This is a genomic window from Grimontia sedimenti, from assembly GCF_011045095.1.
GTDB lineage: Bacteria > Pseudomonadota > Gammaproteobacteria > Enterobacterales > Vibrionaceae > Enterovibrio > Enterovibrio sedimenti.
Genome location: NZ_JAALDL010000002.1, coordinates 404,698 through 424,406, shown reverse-complemented (window position 1 = coordinate 424,406; position 19,709 = coordinate 404,698). Strand labels below are relative to the sequence as shown.

16 protein-coding genes and 1 pseudogene are annotated in these 19,709 nt (G+C 49.2%); 8 read left to right on the top strand and 9 right to left on the bottom strand.

The window, feature by feature from the left end; translation table 11 throughout:
* The first annotated feature begins 11 nt into the window (after positions 1-11).
* A complete protein-coding gene (locus tag G5S52_RS04720; RefSeq protein ID WP_165011999.1) occupies positions 12-542 on the top strand; it encodes a hypothetical protein in 531 nt (176 codons plus the stop codon).
* Positions 543-552: 10 nt separating this feature from the next.
* Here the strand turns inward: G5S52_RS04720 and G5S52_RS04715 are convergent, their stop codons facing one another.
* The 5 genes from G5S52_RS04715 to yccS all read right to left on the bottom strand — a co-directional run bounded on the left by G5S52_RS04715 (position 553) and on the right by yccS (position 4,328).
* Entirely contained in the window at positions 553-843 is a 291-nt protein-coding gene (locus tag G5S52_RS04715; RefSeq protein WP_165011998.1) for a S24/S26 family peptidase, read from the bottom strand.
* Positions 844-866: 23 nt separating this feature from the next.
* Positions 867-1,367: a superoxide dismutase, Ni gene (sodN, locus tag G5S52_RS04710; protein ID WP_165011997.1), complete on the bottom strand. Its 501-nt coding sequence runs from the start codon at positions 1,365-1,367 to the stop codon at positions 867-869.
* 5 nt (positions 1,368-1,372) lie between these two features.
* On the bottom strand, positions 1,373-1,567 hold the full coding sequence (locus G5S52_RS04705) for a hypothetical protein (RefSeq protein WP_165011996.1): 195 nt from the start codon (positions 1,565-1,567) through the stop codon (positions 1,373-1,375).
* A gap of 16 nt (positions 1,568-1,583) precedes the next feature.
* The gene (locus G5S52_RS04700; protein ID WP_062662100.1) at positions 1,584-1,949 is read right to left on the bottom strand and encodes a DUF2753 family protein; all 366 of its coding nucleotides are present in this window, start codon (positions 1,947-1,949) and stop codon (positions 1,584-1,586) included.
* Positions 1,950-2,153: 204 nt separating this feature from the next.
* Positions 2,154-4,328: a YccS family putative transporter gene (gene yccS, locus G5S52_RS04695; RefSeq protein WP_165011995.1), complete on the bottom strand. Its 2,175-nt coding sequence runs from the start codon at positions 4,326-4,328 to the stop codon at positions 2,154-2,156.
* A 219-nt stretch (positions 4,329-4,547) separates the two neighbouring features.
* Here yccS and helD point away from each other — a divergent pair, with 219 nt between their 5' ends.
* Positions 4,548-6,632, top strand: coding sequence for a DNA helicase IV (gene helD, locus G5S52_RS04690; RefSeq protein ID WP_165011994.1), 2,085 nt, complete (start codon positions 4,548-4,550; stop codon positions 6,630-6,632).
* Here the strand turns inward: helD and G5S52_RS04685 are convergent.
* The gene (locus G5S52_RS04685) at positions 6,629-8,080 is read right to left on the bottom strand and encodes an HD domain-containing phosphohydrolase (RefSeq protein WP_165011993.1); all 1,452 of its coding nucleotides are present in this window, start codon (positions 8,078-8,080) and stop codon (positions 6,629-6,631) included. The genes helD and G5S52_RS04685 overlap by 4 nt on opposite strands.
* Before the next feature lie 342 nt (positions 8,081-8,422).
* Positions 8,423-8,908 carry a hypothetical protein gene (locus tag G5S52_RS04680; RefSeq protein ID WP_235956090.1) on the bottom strand — a complete coding sequence of 162 codons (486 nt, stop codon included), beginning with the start codon at positions 8,906-8,908 and terminating at the stop codon, positions 8,423-8,425.
* A gap of 497 nt (positions 8,909-9,405) precedes the next feature.
* Here G5S52_RS04680 and G5S52_RS04675 point away from each other — a divergent pair, with 497 nt between their 5' ends.
* From G5S52_RS04675 to G5S52_RS04665, 3 genes are all read left to right on the top strand, one after another.
* On the top strand, positions 9,406-10,152 hold the full coding sequence (locus tag G5S52_RS04675; protein WP_165011992.1) for a flagellar brake protein: 747 nt from the start codon (positions 9,406-9,408) through the stop codon (positions 10,150-10,152).
* Positions 10,153-10,587: 435 nt separating this feature from the next.
* The gene (locus G5S52_RS04670; protein ID WP_165011991.1) at positions 10,588-11,205 is read left to right on the top strand and encodes a chemotaxis protein; all 618 of its coding nucleotides are present in this window, start codon (positions 10,588-10,590) and stop codon (positions 11,203-11,205) included.
* Positions 11,206-11,240: 35 nt separating this feature from the next.
* Positions 11,241-11,975, top strand: coding sequence for an oxygen-binding di-iron domain-containing protein (locus tag G5S52_RS04665; RefSeq protein ID WP_002541794.1), 735 nt, complete (start codon positions 11,241-11,243; stop codon positions 11,973-11,975).
* A gap of 55 nt (positions 11,976-12,030) precedes the next feature.
* Here G5S52_RS04665 and G5S52_RS04660 read toward each other — a convergent pair whose 3' ends face one another.
* Together G5S52_RS04660 and G5S52_RS04655 are read right to left on the bottom strand one after the other, a co-directional pair.
* Entirely contained in the window at positions 12,031-12,441 is a 411-nt protein-coding gene (locus tag G5S52_RS04660) for a BLUF domain-containing protein (protein WP_165011990.1), read from the bottom strand.
* A 115-nt stretch (positions 12,442-12,556) separates the two neighbouring features.
* Positions 12,557-14,200, bottom strand: coding sequence for a VRR-NUC domain-containing protein (locus G5S52_RS04655; RefSeq protein ID WP_165011989.1), 1,644 nt, complete (start codon positions 14,198-14,200; stop codon positions 12,557-12,559).
* 157 nt (positions 14,201-14,357) lie between these two features.
* On the opposite strand from G5S52_RS04655, the gene G5S52_RS04650 reads away from it, so the two are divergent.
* The 3 genes and pseudogenes from G5S52_RS04650 (at position 14,358) to G5S52_RS04640 (ending at position 19,701) form a co-directional block, all read left to right on the top strand.
* Entirely contained in the window at positions 14,358-15,758 is a 1,401-nt protein-coding gene (locus G5S52_RS04650) for a bifunctional NUDIX hydrolase/phosphatase PAP2 family protein (protein ID WP_165011988.1), read from the top strand.
* Positions 15,759-15,916: 158 nt separating this feature from the next.
* Positions 15,917-18,969: pseudogene (gene ydiJ / locus G5S52_RS04645) on the top strand (D-2-hydroxyglutarate dehydrogenase YdiJ).
* Positions 18,970-19,281: 312 nt separating this feature from the next.
* Positions 19,282-19,701 carry a VOC family protein gene (locus tag G5S52_RS04640; protein ID WP_165011987.1) on the top strand — a complete coding sequence of 140 codons (420 nt, stop codon included), beginning with the start codon at positions 19,282-19,284 and terminating at the stop codon, positions 19,699-19,701.
* The last annotated feature ends 8 nt before the right edge of the window (positions 19,702-19,709 follow it).

Below are 19,709 nucleotides of genomic sequence, written 5' to 3'. Positions count from 1 at the left end.
GAGAGGTATGGATGTTCGAATTTAAAACTGGCGATTGGGTGTTCACCACGCAATCTGGTGTTTGGCAGATCTACCGTATTGAGCTTTTTAAGGCGTTCAGCCCTTCACGCAAAGCACTTGAAGATAAAACGTTGGTATTCGCGAAGCGGTTTATCGACGATACGGGCAAGGCAGCATTTACTCAGGAATTCTTTTCTCCCAGTTCGTTATTCCCTGTAAAAGGGGAAGCTGAACACGATTTGGATCTTTACATCAAAAGTCATCCGAAGCTCTACGCTAAATTTCTCCGATACAAGCCTGAACCGATTAATACGGTTTTTCATTGCCGTGTTGAAACGCCAGAACATCAGTCCACGGAAGATATCGCGGACATGTTCCCAAAAGATGTGGAATTTACCCAATCAGAAGCGGTGGAGTTTGTTGACTCGCTGGGGCTGAAATCGAACAGTTATCCGCTCTGGACAGTGGAATTTGTTTCCCGCGGAACAGTGCTGCGCGATGGATATATCCGATATGTGTTTAACCGTGTTCTTGAGTTTTAATAAGTGGTAACTAATCGGCCTTAATCGCCAAGACCAGACGATACAGCGGCAGTTGATTGTCGATAGGGCCAATGGCCTCTTCGCTGATGCTGAAAGGGTGTTCACCCCGGAAGGTGAAGAAACTGCCGAGCGTGGTTTTTTGAAACCTTTTCACTATCCAGCCCATGCTCGGGTGGTCGAACAGGTAAATCTGATCGCGCTTTTTCGGCCACCATTTGGGTTGGCGAATAGCAATCACGTAATCGTCTGTGTTGAGTGTCGGGCTCATTGAAGAGCCCGCAATACGCATGATTTTCAGCATCTCAAAGGTTTCGCTTTAGGCACTTAGGGCTTGAGGTCAGGATACACAGTTGGCAACTCGGGGAGATAGGGACAGTCTGCCGTGTAAGTTTTCACGCCTTTGGTCGCCCAGAATATCTCTGCAAAGCGGTTTACTTTATCCAACAGTTTCAGTGCCGCATCTTTGTCTGATTCCTGCTTAACCACTGACGCCAGCATCATGATTTCATGAGTCAGGGAGTGGATTTCCGGAAACTGGTCAAGCTGTGGCTGCTTGAAATAATCTCCCCAGATAATGCGGACTTCTTCTTTCAGCTTTTTACCGTGCTCTTCTTTCTGTTCAATCAGGCGTGCAAATGTCGCTTTCTGCTGTTTAGTCAGATCTTGTTCCGGCAGCTCGTTGAGCAGGTCAATCATACGGATCATCGTCAGTACGGCGATTTGCGCGTGGACAGGATCGTAGATTTTGCAGGGAATATCGCAGTGGGCAGAAACTCTGCCAAAAGAGAATGTGTGGTCGAGGCGTTCCATCAAAGAATGAAGCATGGTGGCTATCTCCGTGACTTGGATTTCTTATCCAGATAAGTAATCGCAAAGATGATGAGCGCACAGCCAAACAGGATCGGCATTAGCCACAGAAAGTGAATGAAATCGGCTGTCCAATGCGCGTGATCGTGGCCTTTGTGGGCGAGTACTTCTGTGCTGAACAGAAACAGAAGGGCAAACAGTGTGAAATTCTTGAACATGGTTTCCTCCGGCCACTCACGCAGCGCGTTGGGTAGTTTGTTTGAACACGACCAACTCACTGAGTCCGGCTGAATAAGCTTTTAAAAGCTCAACAAAATGCTGGTGGTCCGGTGAGGCCTTTTTCAGCTGGACTTCGATGATTTCCAGCGGCGATTCAAGGTGGAATCTGGCGAGTTCAGATTGATCTGATTGCTTGTAAACGGTGGCGAGGTTGTGATGACAGGCCAGCCAGGCTGAGAGCTTTTCGCGGTCTGTGAACAGAGACTCGCTGTTCTCATCCAGCAAGGTGAGGGCATCGAAGTAGTTGTCTTCAGCATGCTCCATCTCATCAATGGCGAAGTATTGGTTCCCCGCCAATATCAAGTTTCTCCAATCATCCATATCACTGCGCCCCAATCATAATGATAACTATTCGCAAGTGATAATTATTATCGATTTGAGTAGAAAGTAAAGACAGTTACAAAGAGAGAGCAATTGAAATGCCCGAAATGTGATGCAGATTCGAGAGTAGGGAAAAGAGATGTATGTGGGGCTTGGAGCTGCGGAATTAAGAAAATCCCGGCGAAGGTGCCGCCGGGAGCGATACTAAGACTTCGAGCTATTCAGTGCTTTCTTCGCCAGATCATCCGTCAGCTTGTGCATTTCCGGCATGATACGGTGAATCAAATGCAGCTGCTGCAGCACCATTCGGGCAGAACTGCTTTCTTCTTCTCGCCAGCGCTCAAGGTGTTTGCCGAGCGCTTCATCCAGACATGGCGTTTTCTCGAAGGATTCGCCTGAAAGCTTCGACACCAGACAATCCAGTTCTTCGTGAATGCCACGGTGCGCTTTGGAAACCAACTCGTGAATGCTGTCGTCGTCCATTTGCATGCGGTGTGCGCCCAGTGCAGAGATATAACTCAGCATGGCGTGGTTCAGGCAAAGGAATCGGAAACTTTCATCAGTGGCTGTGCGATACCGGCCAGGTTCCGCCAGCATGTTACTGATAGCGGTCGTAAGCTGGGCATCACCATTATGCGCTTCACGACGGGCGACACGGTAAGCCATGTTGTCACGCTTACCAATGCGGTATTGGCCAATGATCTGCGCCAGATAATCTCGGTTAGCCGCAACAGAATCTTTCATGATCCCGCGCAGTCGGTGAGCCTGCCAATCCGGCAACACAAAACGTACTGCCAACACGGAAAGGGCGCAGCCAACTAAGGTATCGCCAAGGCGCGGCAGTATCACGGCGTAACCTTCACCCAACTGGTTAAAGCACATCAATACCAGCAGGGTAATAAACGCGGTTGCTGCGGCGTAGTGGGTGGTTCGGAACGCGAAGAACAGTACGCCGAACAGCACCATCAACACCAGTTGTCCGGTCAAGTCCGGGAACAGGGTCAGCAGCGGTAAGCCCACCAACAAACCAATCAAAGTGCCGGAAATACGCTCGGTCAGTTTGCTGCGCGTGGCGGAGTAATTGGCCTGACAGACAAACAGGATCGTCAGCAAAATCCAGTAGCCGCGGGTGAGGTCGAAGCCCTGAATAATGCCGTAACCGACCGCCAATGCGAGGCTCAAACGCACCCCATGACGGAACAGCAGGGATTTCGGTGTTAACTGGGCGCGAATGCGCGAAAGCTTGTCGCGGAAGCCGTGCGCATCTGAGTCGGCAATCTCTTTGTCTTCATCCGTTTGTGTGGCATCCGGGTTGCTGACATTGGAAAGCTGGCGCTCGACGGTCGCCAGATTGCGGAACAGAAAATCGAGCTGCGGCAGTAATGGTGTCCATTCTGGATTGTTCTGCGCTTTCACATACAGCAGGGATTCGTTGAGCTCATCCAGCGCTTTTACGCTTTCTTCGCCGTGTCGGTAAGGCTGTCCCAACGTCAGACACTGCGAGACTTCCAAACACGCTTTGGATTGCAGATGCAAAAGACGCTGCAAGCGGAACAAGACATCGCTGTGGAAGAAGACTTCAGCCAGTTCCTGATAGCGGTAGTGCGAGGAATTGGCGCGCTCGTGAATGTCTTGCGCCAGAAAGTAAATCTTGAGGTATTGGCGGTTGCTGTCGCTGAGTCTGCCGCCACGTACACGGTTTAGCAGCGCGGCTTTGGCACTGTTTAGCGCTGTGACAACCAGCGCATTTTCTTTTGCATCACGCAGGCGCAAAGGCTGTGGCTTTAAATCTCTACTGGGGTGGAACATCTCTGATTTCTGGTCGAGATAACCGGAAAGGGATTTAAACAATGCAGCGAGGCTTTGTTGTACCGGCTGGTGCGGCCATAGCAGCAGCCAAATCAGTGAAATAACGCCGTAAAGCGCGGCACCTGCCAGCAGAAGTGAAGGTTGATACCAAAGGTTTTGTGACTCGTGCGCGCCGAGCATGGTGTAAACAGCAATAAGCAAGGATGCAAATGCAATACTGGCATACCGCGCGCCTATTGCGCCCAACATGATAAAACCGAAGGTTGAGGTCATGAGACCGGTAACAAACCACCATGGGTAATCAAAAAGCAGTTCGATAGAGAAGGTGGCGACGGCAAAACAGAAAAGAGTGGTGAGCAGCGCAGAGAGTCTGCCGGAGAAGTTGTCGTCTGTTTCTGCCAGTGCAGAGGCAATAATGCCAAGAACCAGTGGTGTGATCGCTTCTGAGGCGCCATACCACCAACAGGGAAGGGCAACACCCACAAGGGCGATAAACACGCGGACACTGTAGTTAATGCGGCTGTTGGCCCAGTATTCCCTGAATGTAAGAGAAGTTTTCTTTGAAATCATTTCAATGCAGCGTTAAGGCAAGTGTGGCTAAGATAGCAGATTAAAGGTGTCATCCAAGGGACGAGATCAAAAACGAAGACTATTTCGCTTGGACAAGACAGGGAAAGCGTCCTTTTGCTTGATTTTCATTCATCTATCTAAACTCTTTGCGTTGTTGGGCTATAAATAACGCCTGAAATTGATATGCTGTACATATAGACAGGAAAATAGAATCCAACCATGAAACTCACCGCCTCCAATCTGGCTCAGTGGTTTGTACAGGGCGATCACTACAGTATCGCGCTGGACGAAAATCAACTGGTTTTTGAATCCAAACAAATGACGCAAACCGTCCCTTTTTCCATTTGGGATGGGCAGTGCCGCGTGTCTCGCGGTCTGGTTTGGGGGCGATTGACTTTCATTGTTTCTCCTGCGGATAGGCCCGCACAGAAAATCACGGTTTATGGTTTGCCCTGGAGTCAGGTGCATGAGTTTGCTGAGACGCTCTCTGAGCACTATCAAGCGTGGCTGGGTAAGCAGCAAAACAAGTTCATGCTGGTGGAACCGGAATTGATTGCGCTGCGTGATGAGTTGCGCGACTTCTCGGGTTTTCTGCGATATGAAGATTTGAAAGCGTGGCAGGTGAAAGCGCAGGAATTGTTTGAACGGTGTGGTGTATTACCGCAAGTGATGGCGACAGCCAATCCTGCGCTTTATCAATCACTTTATGGCTGGCTGCAAAATGGTGAAGCGCAGCGCAACGCCCGAAATACTGCATGGCGTGATGAAGAATTAGCGCGTTGGTCTACCTGGTTTGATGGCGTGGAATCGTCACCGTTGAATGATTCACAGCGTCAGGCGGTGTTGATGGACGATAACCACAACTTGTTGTTGGCGGGGGCGGGTTCGGGCAAAACCAGTGTTTTGATGGCACGGGCGCAGTATTTGGTTGCCAGCCAGCAAACGGAACCTTCGCGCATTCTGATGTTGGCGTTTGGTAAGAAAGCCAGTGAGGAAATGGCGGAGCGTTTGGCGAAAGTGGGTTTGAATGGCGTGGAAACGTCGACCTTCCATGCCTTTGCGCTCAAGGCAATCAAAGAGATTTCTGGGCAGGACGCTAACATTGCACCAATGGCGACGGATGAAGAAACCAAACACAGTTGGATGACACTGTGGCTGGCGGAAAACTTCGCACAGCCTGCGGTTGAAAAGCGCTGGCTCAAGCATTTGGCGCAGTGGTCAATTCCGGGTTTATCTGCAGAGCGTCCGCTGGTGGAACAGGCTCACGAGGTTAAGCTGCAAAGGTGGCTGTGGCGACTGGTGGATTTACTCGCGCAACAAAGCCAATCAGCAACCGCGATTAAGGCGTCGATCAAAGGCGATGAAAAAGCCGAAAGTGAACTGGCATTGGTTCAGCCTGTGCTGAAAGGCTACCTCGCGGCGCTGAAAGAGCAGAAGGCCTATGACTTTAACAGCCTGATCAAAGAAGCCACCAAGCTGCTTTCCAAGAAAAGTGAATCCTTCGGTGCACGCTACGACCACATTATGGTCGATGAATATCAGGACATTTCCCCTGCGCGTCTTGCGTTACTGGAAGCGCTTTGCGGCGGTAAACGAAACCGTGCGCCGTCGCTGTTTGCGGTGGGGGATGACTGGCAGGCGATTTACCGCTTTGCGGGATCTGATGTCAGCCTGACCACGGGTTTTATGAGCCGTTTTCCTTCCGGTGTCATTCGCTATCTTGATACCACTTATCGCTTTAATTCTCAGATTGGTGCTGTTGCCAATACCTTTATTCAGGTTGACCCACAGCAACTCAGCAAACCGCTCGACAGTGCACGAGAGCAAAAGAAAAAAGCGGTGCATTTGATGCCCTCGGATGCGGTGGAGTCGGTATTGGAGAAGCTGGCAAAATCCGTTGGCGACAAACCAACCAGCCTATTGTTGATTGGGCGCAATAACGCAAACAAACCAGAATCTCTTGGTGAGTGGCAGAGTCAGTATCCGAACCTATCTATCAGCTATGTCACGGCACACGGCAGTAAAGGTCTTGAAGCAGATTACAGCTTTATTCTGGATGTGGATGACGGCACGTTTCCAGCCAAATCATCAGGTGAAGGATTGGAATCTGCATTGCTGTCAGTGGTTGATGAAATGGAACATGCGGAGGAAAGACGCCTGTTCTATGTGGCGTTGACCCGTGCACGACATGAGTGCTGGGTGTTCTCACATCCCGAAAAACCATCTGTTTTCGCGAAAGAATTGTGGCAAGGAAGTTATCCTGTCACGTCTAAGCTTTCGAAGAAGGTGCTGCAGGCGGTTTAAGCCGCCTTCATATCTTCGTCTTTGTACTGCTTGGCAATATCGATAAAGGTATGCTCGCAGGCCAGAAAAGCATCCACCACGGCAGGGTCGAAGTGGGTGCATCTTCCCTCCAAAATAATCTCTTTGGCTTTTTCATGACTGAAAGCGGGTTTGTAGACGCGTTTGGAAATCAGTGCATCGTAAACATCTGCCAGCGCCATCAACCTGCCCGATAGCGGGATCTCTTCGCCGGATAAACCTTTTGGATACCCTGAACCGTCCCATTTTTCATGGTGGGTGGCAGCAATCTCGCGGGCAAAGCGCAGGAAGGCAATGCCATCGCCACTTTTCTCAGTGATGCTGAGGGCATCTGCGCCAAGCTGGGCGTGGGTTTTCATGATGGAAAATTCTTCGTCTGTCAGCTTGCCGGGTTTGAGCAGAATCGAATCCGGAATGCCCACCTTACCGACATCATGCAGAGGGGCTGATTTGTAAAGCAGGTCGATGGTTTCTTCGGTCAGGTAGCTCGAGTATTTCGGCTGGCGTTTCAGCACGTCGGCCAGGGCTTTTACATAATGCTGAGTGCGAAGAATATGCGCGCCAGTTTCGTTGTCACGTACTTCAGCGAGGGTAGAGAGCCCGACAATGGTGGCATCGCGGGTGCGGTTAATCTCATCATAACTGTTTTTGAGATCGCCAAACATTTTGTTGGTGTAGTAGGCGATCACACTGAGCTCACCGGTCTGGTTCAAAGGGACTCTTTCGTCGAAATTGCCGGAAGCTGCGGATGTCATGGCGTTGGTCTGGCGGGTGAGTTGTTCGCTGATCAGTGCGCTGCCGTTAAAGGATATCAGCGCGATGTATGCCAATACGACGCCTGCAACATACACGAACTCTTTCAGAATACTATCGATGTCTGCAATGGCAACCTGATGTTCAGTGTGTTCAACCAGCCACAACAAATCTTTCGTCACGACCAGCCCCAGTAGCACGGTGACCATCACGGTCAGGAACATGGCACCCAAGCCGATTTGACCCGCCAGCGGTTTGATATTGTCTGGCATTTGGTTCTTATCAATCTTGTGCTTGGAAAGGTGGCGGGCGTTGGAAATGGCCAAATCCAGATTAATGACAATACCCAGTAGGGTCATGCCGAAAATGACTTTGAGATTGCTATCGAAAGGAAAGTCGTAAAGTACCGAGTACCAGGCGGCAAAGCCAATCCCGACAATCGTAAATAAACCCACATTGGTGGCCAGACTCGCTTCGTCATGTTTTACAGCGCGGATAAGCAATCGGGCGAAATAGAGCAGAATGAACACGGTCGCGGTTTGGATGAAGAGGACGGCAGTGGGCAAGGCATCGATAAAGGGGCAGACTCTGGCGCCATAGAGCGTGAAGATAAATACGGCGGTGACGTAGTGCAGCACCGCGCGGGTCGGCGACTGATAGTGTGTGGTATCTGTCATAAGTCCCTTTGCCTTCAACTAGGGTCTGTTGACCTTTGGTGGTCAAATTTTGTTCTGGCCCTAAACGTTTTAGGCGCGGCGAGGTGTGTGCCGCCTAGTAGTCTAAGCCAATACACCTCAACAAAGCATAAAACGTTTAGGGCAGAACCCTTCGGGCAGCGTTTGTGGGCAATTTCTGCTGCGTTATCGGCTTCTTATGTAGGCTAGCTACACATCAAAGCCTCTGCCTTGCATAAAATCCCCCACAAACTACTGCAAAAATCATCACCAAAGGTCAACAGACCCTGGGTCTCTCTAAGATTTTAGTCTTAATAATGAGACCTGCGAGAAAGCGAACTTATTTCATTGATTTTTAACACCACATTGCATCAGGGTTCTCTCCGCAATCATTTCAGTGATCAACACATGGTAATGAAAAGCGCGGTGCTGATTGAAAGCGGTGGTTTCTGGCTGGGTTAAGGCTTGTCCGGTGAGATGGCTAAAAGCACTGAAAACCGATTTTGAGGAATCGCCCGTTGCAGCAATGCCTAATTGCGCACAGACAGAAAGATTATTGATCAGCGAGAGTTGCATGACTTGCTCGTTGTCATCATGTACCGCCATCACGGCAAAGTAATTGCCTTCACGAATCCACAACTCCCCGTTGGTCAGGGTTTGCTTCTCTCCGTCTTGTGTTGCGTTCCATGGTTCGTCAAACCCCAGAGCAAAGAGTGCATTTTTCATTTGACTCGAATCCGGGAAGGTGTTGTCCATGCGGTCACTTAACGCGCTTGGTGATAAGAGAATCCCCATGAATAAGCAGACTGTTTTTACTAAGCGATTAGCCATAACAAACCTCTCAATGGTCGCCGTAACAAGGTGAACGGTCGTCGATATGTGATGCCAAATTGCACACTTTATGAACAATGCCCCTTAATGCCGATAGCGGTCGCGTGCTTAGATTCTTGAGAAATTATTTGATGACACTGTCACAAAAGAAAACAAAAAGTTTCATTTGTGAATTAAGTTCTTGAGAGTGAGTATTCAGAAAATCCTTGGATAAACAAGGCGAAATGATAGTTTTATTAATTATGAAACAGTAACTATCGCTTTGAAATAATGTGTTCTTTTGCCTATAAGTTATTAATGCAATGAGTTGTTTAGCCAACGTTTGTTGTGATGCGGTTGTAAAAATATCCAACAGTTTTAATAAGCTCAGTCGATAGCAGAGCAAGCAAGTGGCATTCAGGGTTTGCGGAAAGTGCTTCATAGAAAACATCAAAGCCACTTTCTGTTAACGGCAAAAGGTATTCCATTCAGAGCAGCATTTCCGGCGAGGATGTTAGATGAACACAAATTCGGCTCAAGCGAAAAAGCCGCCGGCAAAACAAAAAGAACGCGTCATTATGGGGCTTCAGGCCATGGATTTTATCCAACATGGCACTGAAGCGTCTTTGGAGATTGTGACGCCATTGGGGCAACGTCTTAACTTCAAATCCAACTTTATTGGGTTTGATGACCAGCAACATATCTTCTTCACGATGCCTCGCCTTCAGAAGAGCGAATATGAAGAGTTCTTCATGCAAGGTTTCAACGTCGATATTGAAGGCATTTCTGAGCAAGGTGAAGGGGCGTTGGTTCGTTTCAGAACGCGAATAGAACATGTGGTGTTCAGGCCTATTCAGCTTCTGGTTTTCCCAGTGCCTCAGCAAGCAAAACTGGTGTTGCTTCGTAATGAAGTACGCTATGAACTTAAACTTCCTGGTGACATTCAGCTCTCAAACCGCAAATTACGTGTGGTGTTGACCGACGTTTCATCCGGTGGGTGTGGCTTTAGTTTTGATGCCATTTCCCCAGAATTTGATGTGGACACCAAGATTGTTTTGGAAGTTATCAACGGATTTACTGGCGACACTTACGCCTTGAGTGGTGCCGTGAAGAACTGCCGTAAAAAGCGGGGTAAGCAGAATTACGGTATGGTCTTTGATGAACCCGGAAAGGCGAACTGTCGTCGTTTGCTGTCGAACCTGATTTACGACGGGACAAAATACGTGTTCAAGAGCCCGAAAAAAGATCAGACGCCGGGTGCTTAGCGAGGGTCTGTTGACCTTTGGTGGTTAGTGAAAACACCGCAACTGCGGTGTTTTTTAATGCCTGAAATCGAAGAAACTCCAGGGTCTGTTGACCTTTAGTGATGATTTTTGCAGCAGTTTGTGGGGGCTTTATTCAAGGCAGAGGCTTCGATGTGTAGCTGGCCTACATGAGAAGCCGATAACGCAGGAGAAAGTCCCCACAAACTCTGCCCGAAGGGTTCAGCCCTATGCGTTTTATGCTTTGTTGAGGCGTAGTTGCTTAGAGTAACTACGCGGCACAAACCTCGCCTCGCCAAAAACGCTTAGGGCTAGAACAAAATTTAACTACCAAAGGTCAACAGACCCTACAAAATGTAGAGAAATGCTGTCTCATTTCTGAACAGACAGAAATACTTGTCTAGACTGATAAAAGGTCTTAATAAATCAGATACCTCCATGACAGATGCAAACGCAGACAGTCACTTTGTGACGGCAGCGGTAGTCGCGGCGGAGTTGTATAAAGCCCGGGAAATCGCGAACGATATATCACTTACCGCAAGCAATGCGCGCGCGCTGGCATTACGCGCTGGGCAAGGTGCGGCGGGGTTTAGGGCAATTACCGATTTCATCGATCAGTTGGCCGATACCACGGTAAAAACCTCAGACATCATTAACCTCAAAGCAGTCACCATCAGCAGATTGGCGACGGTTGCGGTGCGTAACGAACGCACCATGGAATGCTTCAAGAAAGCCGCGAAAATAAGTAAAGGTGCCGCCTTCGTTGGCACGATAGAAAAGCCGATTGAAAATATGAAGGCAGAGCATGCGCAGTTGCTCCGCCAGTTTTACCGCGAAGTCACTTCGCTATCAGAGCTACTGGAAAATTTGGCCCGCGAGATCAAAACCGCCTCTGTGCTGTCTGCTATGTCGCGTGTTGAGGCTTCACAGTCCGGTAAGAAATTTGAAGAGGGACTGAACGTTGTCGCAGACAACGTTTCTACCGCTGCAGATCGAATACAGACACACGTCATGCTGTCTCAGTCGCTGTGTCGTGAATTGGCAGACGAATACTAATCGCTCGAACCGTAAACGCTTCGGAGACAGATCGAATGATCACAAAGGAAATCTATTCAGGGGAAACGCACCAGTGGTTTATGTTCGGGCGTGACCCGTCTAAGCCTGAAAAAATCATCGACACCAACCAGTACATGATACGCACTCACAATAACGCGCTGTTGATGGATCCGGGTGGCATAGAGATTTTCTCCGCGATGCTGGCGTCCGTTGTTAAACAGGTACCGATTAACCAGATTGGGCATCTTTTTGCTTCGCATCAGGATCCAGACATTATTTCTTCCCTCGGTTTATGGGATACCGCTTTAACCGAATCTAAGCTTCATGCTCCCTGGCTTTGGGAAGGATTTGTTCGCCACTTTGGGATGGAGCATATTGAATATGCTCCAATCGCTGACGAGGGCGGGACCCTGGTGTTGAACGGCGTTGAAATCCGCTTCATTCCGGCGCATTACCTCCATTCTTCAGGCAATTTTCATGTTTACGACCCAGTGGCGAAGATTCTGATGAGTGGCGATATTGGTGCGGCTCTGGAGGCGGACGATGCACCAATGGAAGTGGAAGACTTTGAGGAACATATTCCGAAGATGAAAGGGTTTCACCAGCGCTGGATGCCATCGAACACCGCCAAAAATGACTGGATTCGTCGGGTGCGCGAACTGGATATCGAAATGATGTGTCCCCAACATGGCCGAATGTTTACAGGGGAAAATGTTGGCAAGTTCTTGGATTGGTTCGAACGACTTGATGTGGGCGTGGCGGTGAAGTAAACAACTAGCAAGAAGGGTGCTTCGGCACCCTTTTTAATGTCTTTGGAAATGGCTGTTACTCACGGAATACCAGTAACAGATTAAGCGCGTCGCCCGGGTCGACTTCATGATCGGCATGGTCATCAAAGAAGCCGTTGAAGCCCTCTAATCTTGGGTCATCATTGTTGATGTGATGGAAGCCCATGCTCCATTCTTTGAATTGTCGCTCGACAATATCTTTCCGCATCATTTCAACGATGGAATAGTGGCGGTAATCATTGCAAATCTTCTTAAACAGGGGGGCGAGAATGTCTTCCTTACCTTCAATCACCTGTATGAAATCACCATCCTTGTAAAGCAACATTCCGGTGACGCCGAGCTTTTCATTGTTATCGCGGATCACGGCGAGCATTTCAGCGAATTCTTCATCAGTGAAAGGGTGTTCTGCGCTGCTGATGTAGACGATCTGCTGTAAGTTATCGCTCATTTTGAACTCCTATCTCCATCGATAAGGCCTGTTTTCTATAAGTATGTATTAACTTGAAATTTTTGCCTCACAAATGAGAAATCAATTATGCCCAAACAACCTGAAGAGGCAGGATTCAGAGGTCATCAGCTTGTTTGGGTATATCAGCAGACACGTAGAGTGTGTGAGCGGAAAGCCCTTGAGTGGTGAAGAAGTTAAGCCAACGCACTTGGTGATGTTGAAGTTTATCGCCGGGTCCTTTGACTTCAACTAACTGGCATTTGCCTTCTTTCACCATAAACAGGTCAGGGTGTCCGGCTCGGTTGGATTTGGCATCGAACAGGATGCGTTTTATACAGGCGATAATTTGCGTTGGTGACATTGTTGAAAGCGCCGCTTCAATCATATTCCGTTCTGCCCAACTCCAATTTACCCAATCGTTAGTGATGCCGAACTTTGCATCATAAACCGCAAGGAGGTCGTATTCACCCTGTTCCAAAGCCTCGAAGCGCTGCTCAATCATTTCTCTTCGAGCGGTGGTGAAATCCGTCGAGTACATGTCCCGTGGCGCGCGTTGGAAAGGATTGAGAAACGCACCGGGTACAGGGGCGAAAATGATATCCCACAGCAGCAGGCCAAACAGCGCATTGAGCAGGCTGTTTTCGCAATACCAGACTTGCCAGCCTTGTTTTGCATAATGTCGCGCAGATTCGAGTTCTACGCGCTCATTAAGCACCAAGGTGATGTGTTCTGAGCCAAACGCCTCGCCCGCTTTTTCTGGCGAAGGGCAGTCGGTTTTTTTGGCTAGCTGTCTTGCTATGCGCGCGGCAACATCGGCTTCATCCTCATTTTTTGGTGCAGTGAGCATATCGGTGACAATAGCTGCAGCGTCTTCAAAGCGCGTTTGTTTGATGGCTATCCTCGCCAATCGCTCTCTGGCAGGGGGAAGCGAGGACTGTGAAAACAGGTGTTGGGCGCTTTCTTCGTCTTTTTGTCTTTCGAACTCTCTAGCCAGTTTGTTCGCCAGCCTTTCCCATTTCCGTGTCAACGGAGGCCAGTCGGGCTTCTCAGGAAGTTGTTGACTCACTTTTAATGCAGAAGTGACTTCTTTTGCTTCTGTATACTCCCAATACAAATCAGCAAGTGATGACAAGAAAAGCCAGTCAGCGATTTGCTCCCGCGAAGTAAATAATCTGTCTTCTGGACGAAGCCGGACGCTTTCAAAGCGGTAGATGCCTAAATCGTTAAGAACAAACTGGCTGAGATCCTGACGAGAATTGCCGAAGTAGAGCAGCAAGAATACAGGCAAAACATCGTGTTTCAGGCAAAGAAAACGGGTTGGCAAAGGTGGGACAGCTTCTTCATTGTTTTCAGCAATGGTCGCGATGATTTCTGGCTTCCGAAGGGTAGCTTTTATAGAAAGGTGACAATAAAGCGAGAGTAATTCCGCTTTTGTCATCAGCTTCGCGACGATTTCAAACGGCGGTTGCGTCGTTTCAGTGAGGAAACCTTCTTCAGATAACCGTTTGGTAGCGATTTCAATATCCGGGATCTCCGGGTAAATAAGTTTATCGCAGCGGAACCAATCCCCTTTGCGTGTCAGCAGCCGAACCAACAAGAGTTGGGCATTTTTGGGTAGCGCTGAAAATGCAGTAAGCCAGTGCGTTTCTGTTTCTGTGAGTAAATCACTGTATCGGGTCGAGACGACATCGACGATGGATAGGAAGTTATCCAGATAGTAGTGAGGCGGCAAAACTGGCGGGGTGGTCAACGGGCTCATGGCATCCTTGTCGATTTAAAACGAAGACTTACTCGATGGTTCAGTAGCATTCAATCGTTCAATAGCATTCAATAGGGACAGACAGTTAGTGAGCATAACACGCCTCATTTCAAGGATACTTCTTCTGGTATCACTTCTTTTTATATCGTCGGGAGTGATGGCAAGCCAAGAAAACGCAATCAATAGTACGTTGCCAATCGAGGCGGCAGATTGCCTTATCGTCGACAAAGACAAAAACATCTTGATGATTGATGAAGCGATCAGCGGGCGCTATTCCATTCCTGGCGGATCAATCATTGGAGAAGAAACGCCGGAACAAACCGCCAAGCGCGAAGCTTACGAGGAAACCGGTCTAGAGGTGAAAGTCGGTCAGCAAATCGCCCGCACTTATAATTCTGCCATTTTCGCCTGTCAGTTGGCTTCACCCACACCGTATTTTATCGATTCGATGGGAAGAAAGGTGCTGATGGCGTGGTCGGCACCGCATTTCGGTAAGGAAGTGACCCGTGTTTTGATGATGCCGGACAATAAAGCCGTGCGCGATAACTACCGCTTCCCGGAGCATAAATGGATGTTTAGGCATTGGGTGCCGGAGGTGCCGCCGAGTGAGTTTGTTCTCTCGGAGGGAGATTCTGTGGTGCTCACACCCTTTTATCGTGCACAGTTATCAGCGCTTCAATCCTTGCATGAATGGAAAGCCGAGAGTGCTTTTGTGCAGGTTTTGGTGAAAGGGACGATCGTGCTGGGAAGTCTGTTTACACCCATGCTGTTTATCGGCACGCTTATTTTTATCCGCGCTTACCATGGTCACCGTGCAGCACTGCTTTACGGCGCGGGATTGCTGTCGCTTTCTGTATTTGTGCTGATACTGACCACCGTGATTGAGCTACCCAGACCTTACTTCATCGATCCTGTGTTTGGTGAGCAGGATACCTTGGGTTATACCTTGCCGAGCTGTATGGTCGCGCTCACCACGTTTTTCTTTAGCTGGTTACTGCTTAACTGGGACAAAGAGGTTTGCCCCGCAGGGCGAAAGCGCCTCTTTGCCTGTGCTGTGATATGTGTGTCGGCGATCAGTGGCAAAGTCATGTTGCTTGGCGAGCACTATCCATCAGACATGGTCTTGGGGCTACTGATCGGCCTTGGGTTTGCTGTCGGTTTCAAACGATTGAGAGAGTGGCGTTTTGCCAACCGTAACCGTGCTTTGAGCTCCGCGCGTTATTGGTTGATGAGCTTTGTGGCAACCGCACTGATTGGCATCACCATTCACAAACCGCATATTGTGTATCTTTCTGCGTTTTGCTTGGGAACTTACTGTGCGATTCTCTGGCTGAAGGCATTTCCTCTTTATATTTCCGCCGTTCGACGCCCCGCTAAGCTGACTTTTTTCATGATTGCATTGGCAGGTGTTTTGGCGATCCTATACGCAGACTACGTGATTTCGTCCCGTTATGCCGTGAGCACCATTATTGTTGCCGTGAACTGCGCAGCGGCCTGGGGCATCTCAGTATGGTTGCTGGTGGTGACACCACGTATTTTTCATCAATTTGTTCGGTGACACGTAAACGATTGCGCGGCGTGTTTTTAAAGGGATTTCTCTTAGGATTACCTCTTTGATGGATCTCACACCTGAGGTAAAGTTATGGCAGTCGTTAGTTTATAAGATTGCCAACGATCGTATGGAAATAGATCGTACAAATGGCTTCAGGGAGCAAGATGTTACCAGCACTTACACACCAGCATACGCTCGATCCCATCGTCGGGCGTTTTCTTGATACTTTAAAAGAGAGAGGTTTCCAGGGTGAGACGGAGACCTTCTATGCCAGCCGCCTTGCTGTCGCGACCGATAACTCGGTTTACCAGCTTCTTCCACAGGCGGTGGTTTTTCCTACCTCAACGCAAGACTTAACGCTGTTAGGCGAAGTCTGCAAAGATGCCGAATTCGCTGAGATTAAATTCTCTGCCCGTGGCGGTGGTACCGGCACCAATGGCCAGTCCCTGACCCAACATATCGTTGTCGATATGTCGCGCCACATGCGCAATATCCTTGAGATTAACCCGGAAGAGGGTTGGGTGCGCGTACAGGCTGGTGTGGTCAAAGATGCACTGAATGATGCACTGCGTCCGCACGGCTTTTTCTTCTCGCCTGATCTTTCGACCAGTAACCGCGCAACAGTGGGTGGCATGGTCAACACAGATGCATCAGGCCAGGGTTCATTACGCTACGGTAAAACTTCAGACCATGTTTTGGCACTGAAAGCGGTGCTGGCAGACGGTTCAGTATTGGATACCGAACCCCAGTCGATGGCGGATGTGACGGGTAACACCCGTGATGATTACGCAGGTGAAGCACTGCGCCGCGTGGCGGAAATCTGCCAAAGCAAACGTGCGGAAATCGACGCAAAATTCCCGCCACTGAACCGATTCCTGACAGGCTACGACCTGAAAAATGCGTACCAGCCTGAGACTGACACTTTCAACATGGCGCGTGTGCTTTGTGGCGCGGAAGGCTCTCTGGCATTTATCACCGAAGCCAAACTGAATATCACGCCAATTCCTAAAGCCCGTACGCTGGTTAACGTGAAGTACGACAGTTTCGACTCTGCACTTCGCAGTGCGCCTGTGATGGTGGAAGCGAATGCCTTGTCCGTTGAAACGGTGGATTCCCGTGTATTGAATTTGGCGCGTGAAGATATCGTGTGGAACACGGTGAAAGACCTGCTGACGGACGTTCCTGGCAAAGATATGCAGGGCATCAATATCGTTGAGTTTGCCGGTAATGATGCACAGGAAATCGACGCACAAATCGCTTCACTGTGTGAGCGTTTGGATGTATTGGTCGAAGCCGGTGACAAAGGCGTGATTGGCTATCAAGTCTGTAACGACCTGGCCTCTATCAACAAAATCTACAATATGCGCAAGAAGGCCGTTGGACTACTTGGCGCTGCCAAAGGTGCTGCGAAGCCAGTTGCCTTTACGGAAGACACTTGTGTACCGCCGGAAAACCTCGCGGACTTTATTGCCGAATTCCGAACGTTATTGGACAGTCATAACCTCAACTATGGCATGTTTGGTCACGTTGATGCGGGTGTATTGCATGTTCGTCCTGCCCTTGACCTCTGCGACCCAGAGCAGGAACGTCTGATGAAGACGATTTCCGATCAGGTGGTCGCGCTGGTGGCGAAATACGGCGGCCTGATGTGGGGTGAGCACGGTAAAGGCTTCCGCTCTGAATACGGTCCTGAATTCTTTGGTGAGGAGCTTTTCAACGAGCTGCGTAAAGTCAAAGCGGCGTTTGATCCTCATAACCGCATGAACCCAGGGAAGATTTGTACGCCAATCGATAGCAGCGATTCGTTGGTGAAAGTGGATGATGAGAAGCGCGGAACCTTGGACCGCCAAATCCCAATTACCGTGCGTGATAGCTTTAAGCAGGCGATGGAATGTAACGGTAATGGCCTTTGCTTCAACTACGATACCAGCTCACCAATGTGCCCGTCGATGAAGATCAGCTATGACCGCCGTCATTCGCCTAAAGGCCGTGCGGGCATCGTGCGTGAGTGGCTGCGTTTGTTGGCAGAGCAGGGTGTTGACCCAATTACCATGGAAAAAGAGCTGATGGAGAAAACACCATCGGTTCGCCAAATCTTCGCACGGTTCAAGAACACCTGGCTTTCAAACAAAGATGACTACGACTTCTCTCACGAAGTGATGGAAGCGATGAATGGTTGTTTGGCATGTAAAGCCTGTGCGACTCAGTGTCCTATCAAGGTTGATGTGCCGAGCTTCCGTTCTCGCTTTATCAATCTCTACTACAGCCGTTATCAGCGTCCTGCGAAGGACTATCTGGTGGCAAATATCGAAACTATGCTGCCTTGGATGGCAAAAGCGCCGGTGATTGTGAATGCGTTCACCCAGCCAAAATGGGCGCAGTCTGTCACTGAAAAAGCGATTGGTTATGTGGATACGCCTGCGCTGTCAGTACCTACACTGATGGAGTCGCTGGATGGCCACCATGCCACCAAGTTCGACTTGGAGTGGCTGAAAGCGTTGAGCGACGAAGAACGTTCCCGCTATGTGCTGATTGTCCAAGACCCGTTCACCAGCTTCTATGAAGCGGGTGTGGTTAAGGACCTGGTGACCTTGGTTGAGAAGCTGGGTAAAAAGCCGATGCTGGTGCCGTTTAAGCCAAACGGTAAAGCGCAGCACATTAAAGGCTTCCTCAAGAAATTTGCCAAAACAGCTCGCAACACCGCTGACTTCCTGAATCAGCTGGCAGCGTTGGACGTGCCAATGGTGGGTGTCGACCCTGCGCTGGTGCTTTGCTATCGCGATGAGTACAACGAGATTCTGGGCGAAAGCCGGGGCGATTTTCAAGTGCAGACCGCGCATGAGTGGTTGCTCAATGCAATTGCTGAGGTTCCGCAAAAGAAAATGCCGACAAAGACGCCTGGTATCTGTTTGCGCATTGTACTGAAAAAACCAAGATGCCAAATGCAGAAGCTGAGTGGGGCAAAATCTTCCATCACTTTGGCGGCAAGCTCGAGGCTGTTGCAGTCGGTTGCTGTGGCATGGCAGGGACTTACGGGCACGAATCTGACAAGCTGGAAAGCTCAAAAGGTATTTTCGGTTTGAGTTGGAAACCTCGCTTGGAATCTTTGCCACCATCACGCTGTATGGCAACAGGTTACTCGTGCCGCAGTCAGGTGAAGCGTTTTGAAAGTAAAAAGCTCAAGCACCCGGTACAAGTGCTGGTGAAGTTGGTTTAATCCGCTTATTGCTGTATTGAAGGGGGAGCCATTGGGCTCCCCCTTTTTGCTCTTGTTTGGGTAGAATACCAATCGTAGTAAATATCTACTCATCCTAGCTTGTTAAAATGCCAGATAACTGCGTTGAAAAATTTGATTGTAGAATAACTGCTTATCGAAATTTTCCGCCTTGTTCTCGAGCGTTTTTCCTGCGCTATCTTTGATCATCTACTTACTGTGATTGGTATAAATCCTAAAACGTCTTAATTATTAGGCGGGGCGTAAAGTGGCACCTGATAGTCTGATTCATAGATAGATGGAAAGGAGTCAGACATGAGCAAGATTAAGCCACATGTGACGTTCCATGGTGTATGTAGAGAGGCTCTTGGCTTTTACAGTCAGGCACTTAACGGGGAAATTAAGACAATCGCGACATTTGACGAATCTCCGGTGGAGTTTCCCAATCATTTACTCAGTAGAGTCATGCATGCGGAATTCGAATCGCCGGAAGTGAGCTTCTATGCGTCCGATGGGTTAGACGATTCGTTGGCGCAAGGCTCTGGCGATGTGGCGTTCCATGTCAGTTTTGAGGATGAGAAAAGACAAAACGAAGTCTTTATGGCGCTTTCTGAAATGGGGCAAATTGTGATGCCGTTGGATTACACGTTTTGGAAAGTGCGCTTTGGTATGGTGACGGACAAGTACGGGATAAGGTGGATGCTGAGTTGTCCCGCCGAACACGTAGAGATTTAGTATACCTA

Coding starts and splice junctions, on each gene's coding strand:
- G5S52_RS04720 (WP_165011999.1), top strand. CDS start 12: ATGTTCGAATTTAAAACTGGCGATTGGGTGTTCACCACGCAATCTGGT.
- G5S52_RS04715 (WP_165011998.1), bottom strand. CDS start 843: ATGCTGAAAATCATGCGTATTGCGGGCTCTTCAATGAGCCCGACACTC.
- sodN (WP_165011997.1), bottom strand. CDS start 1,367: ATGCTTCATTCTTTGATGGAACGCCTCGACCACACATTCTCTTTTGGC.
- G5S52_RS04705 (WP_165011996.1), bottom strand. CDS start 1,567: ATGTTCAAGAATTTCACACTGTTTGCCCTTCTGTTTCTGTTCAGCACA.
- G5S52_RS04700 (WP_062662100.1), bottom strand. CDS start 1,949: ATGGATGATTGGAGAAACTTGATATTGGCGGGGAACCAATACTTCGCC.
- yccS (WP_165011995.1), bottom strand. CDS start 4,328: ATGATTTCAAAGAAAACTTCTCTTACATTCAGGGAATACTGGGCCAAC.
- helD (WP_165011994.1), top strand. CDS start 4,548: ATGAAACTCACCGCCTCCAATCTGGCTCAGTGGTTTGTACAGGGCGAT.
- G5S52_RS04685 (WP_165011993.1), bottom strand. CDS start 8,080: ATGACAGATACCACACACTATCAGTCGCCGACCCGCGCGGTGCTGCAC.
- G5S52_RS04680 (WP_235956090.1), bottom strand. CDS start 8,908: ATGGCTAATCGCTTAGTAAAAACAGTCTGCTTATTCATGGGGATTCTC.
- G5S52_RS04675 (WP_165011992.1), top strand. CDS start 9,406: ATGAACACAAATTCGGCTCAAGCGAAAAAGCCGCCGGCAAAACAAAAA.
- G5S52_RS04670 (WP_165011991.1), top strand. CDS start 10,588: ATGACAGATGCAAACGCAGACAGTCACTTTGTGACGGCAGCGGTAGTC.
- G5S52_RS04665 (WP_002541794.1), top strand. CDS start 11,241: ATGATCACAAAGGAAATCTATTCAGGGGAAACGCACCAGTGGTTTATG.
- G5S52_RS04660 (WP_165011990.1), bottom strand. CDS start 12,441: ATGAGCGATAACTTACAGCAGATCGTCTACATCAGCAGCGCAGAACAC.
- G5S52_RS04655 (WP_165011989.1), bottom strand. CDS start 14,200: ATGAGCCCGTTGACCACCCCGCCAGTTTTGCCGCCTCACTACTATCTG.
- G5S52_RS04650 (WP_165011988.1), top strand. CDS start 14,358: ATGGCAAGCCAAGAAAACGCAATCAATAGTACGTTGCCAATCGAGGCG.
- G5S52_RS04640 (WP_165011987.1), top strand. CDS start 19,282: ATGAGCAAGATTAAGCCACATGTGACGTTCCATGGTGTATGTAGAGAG.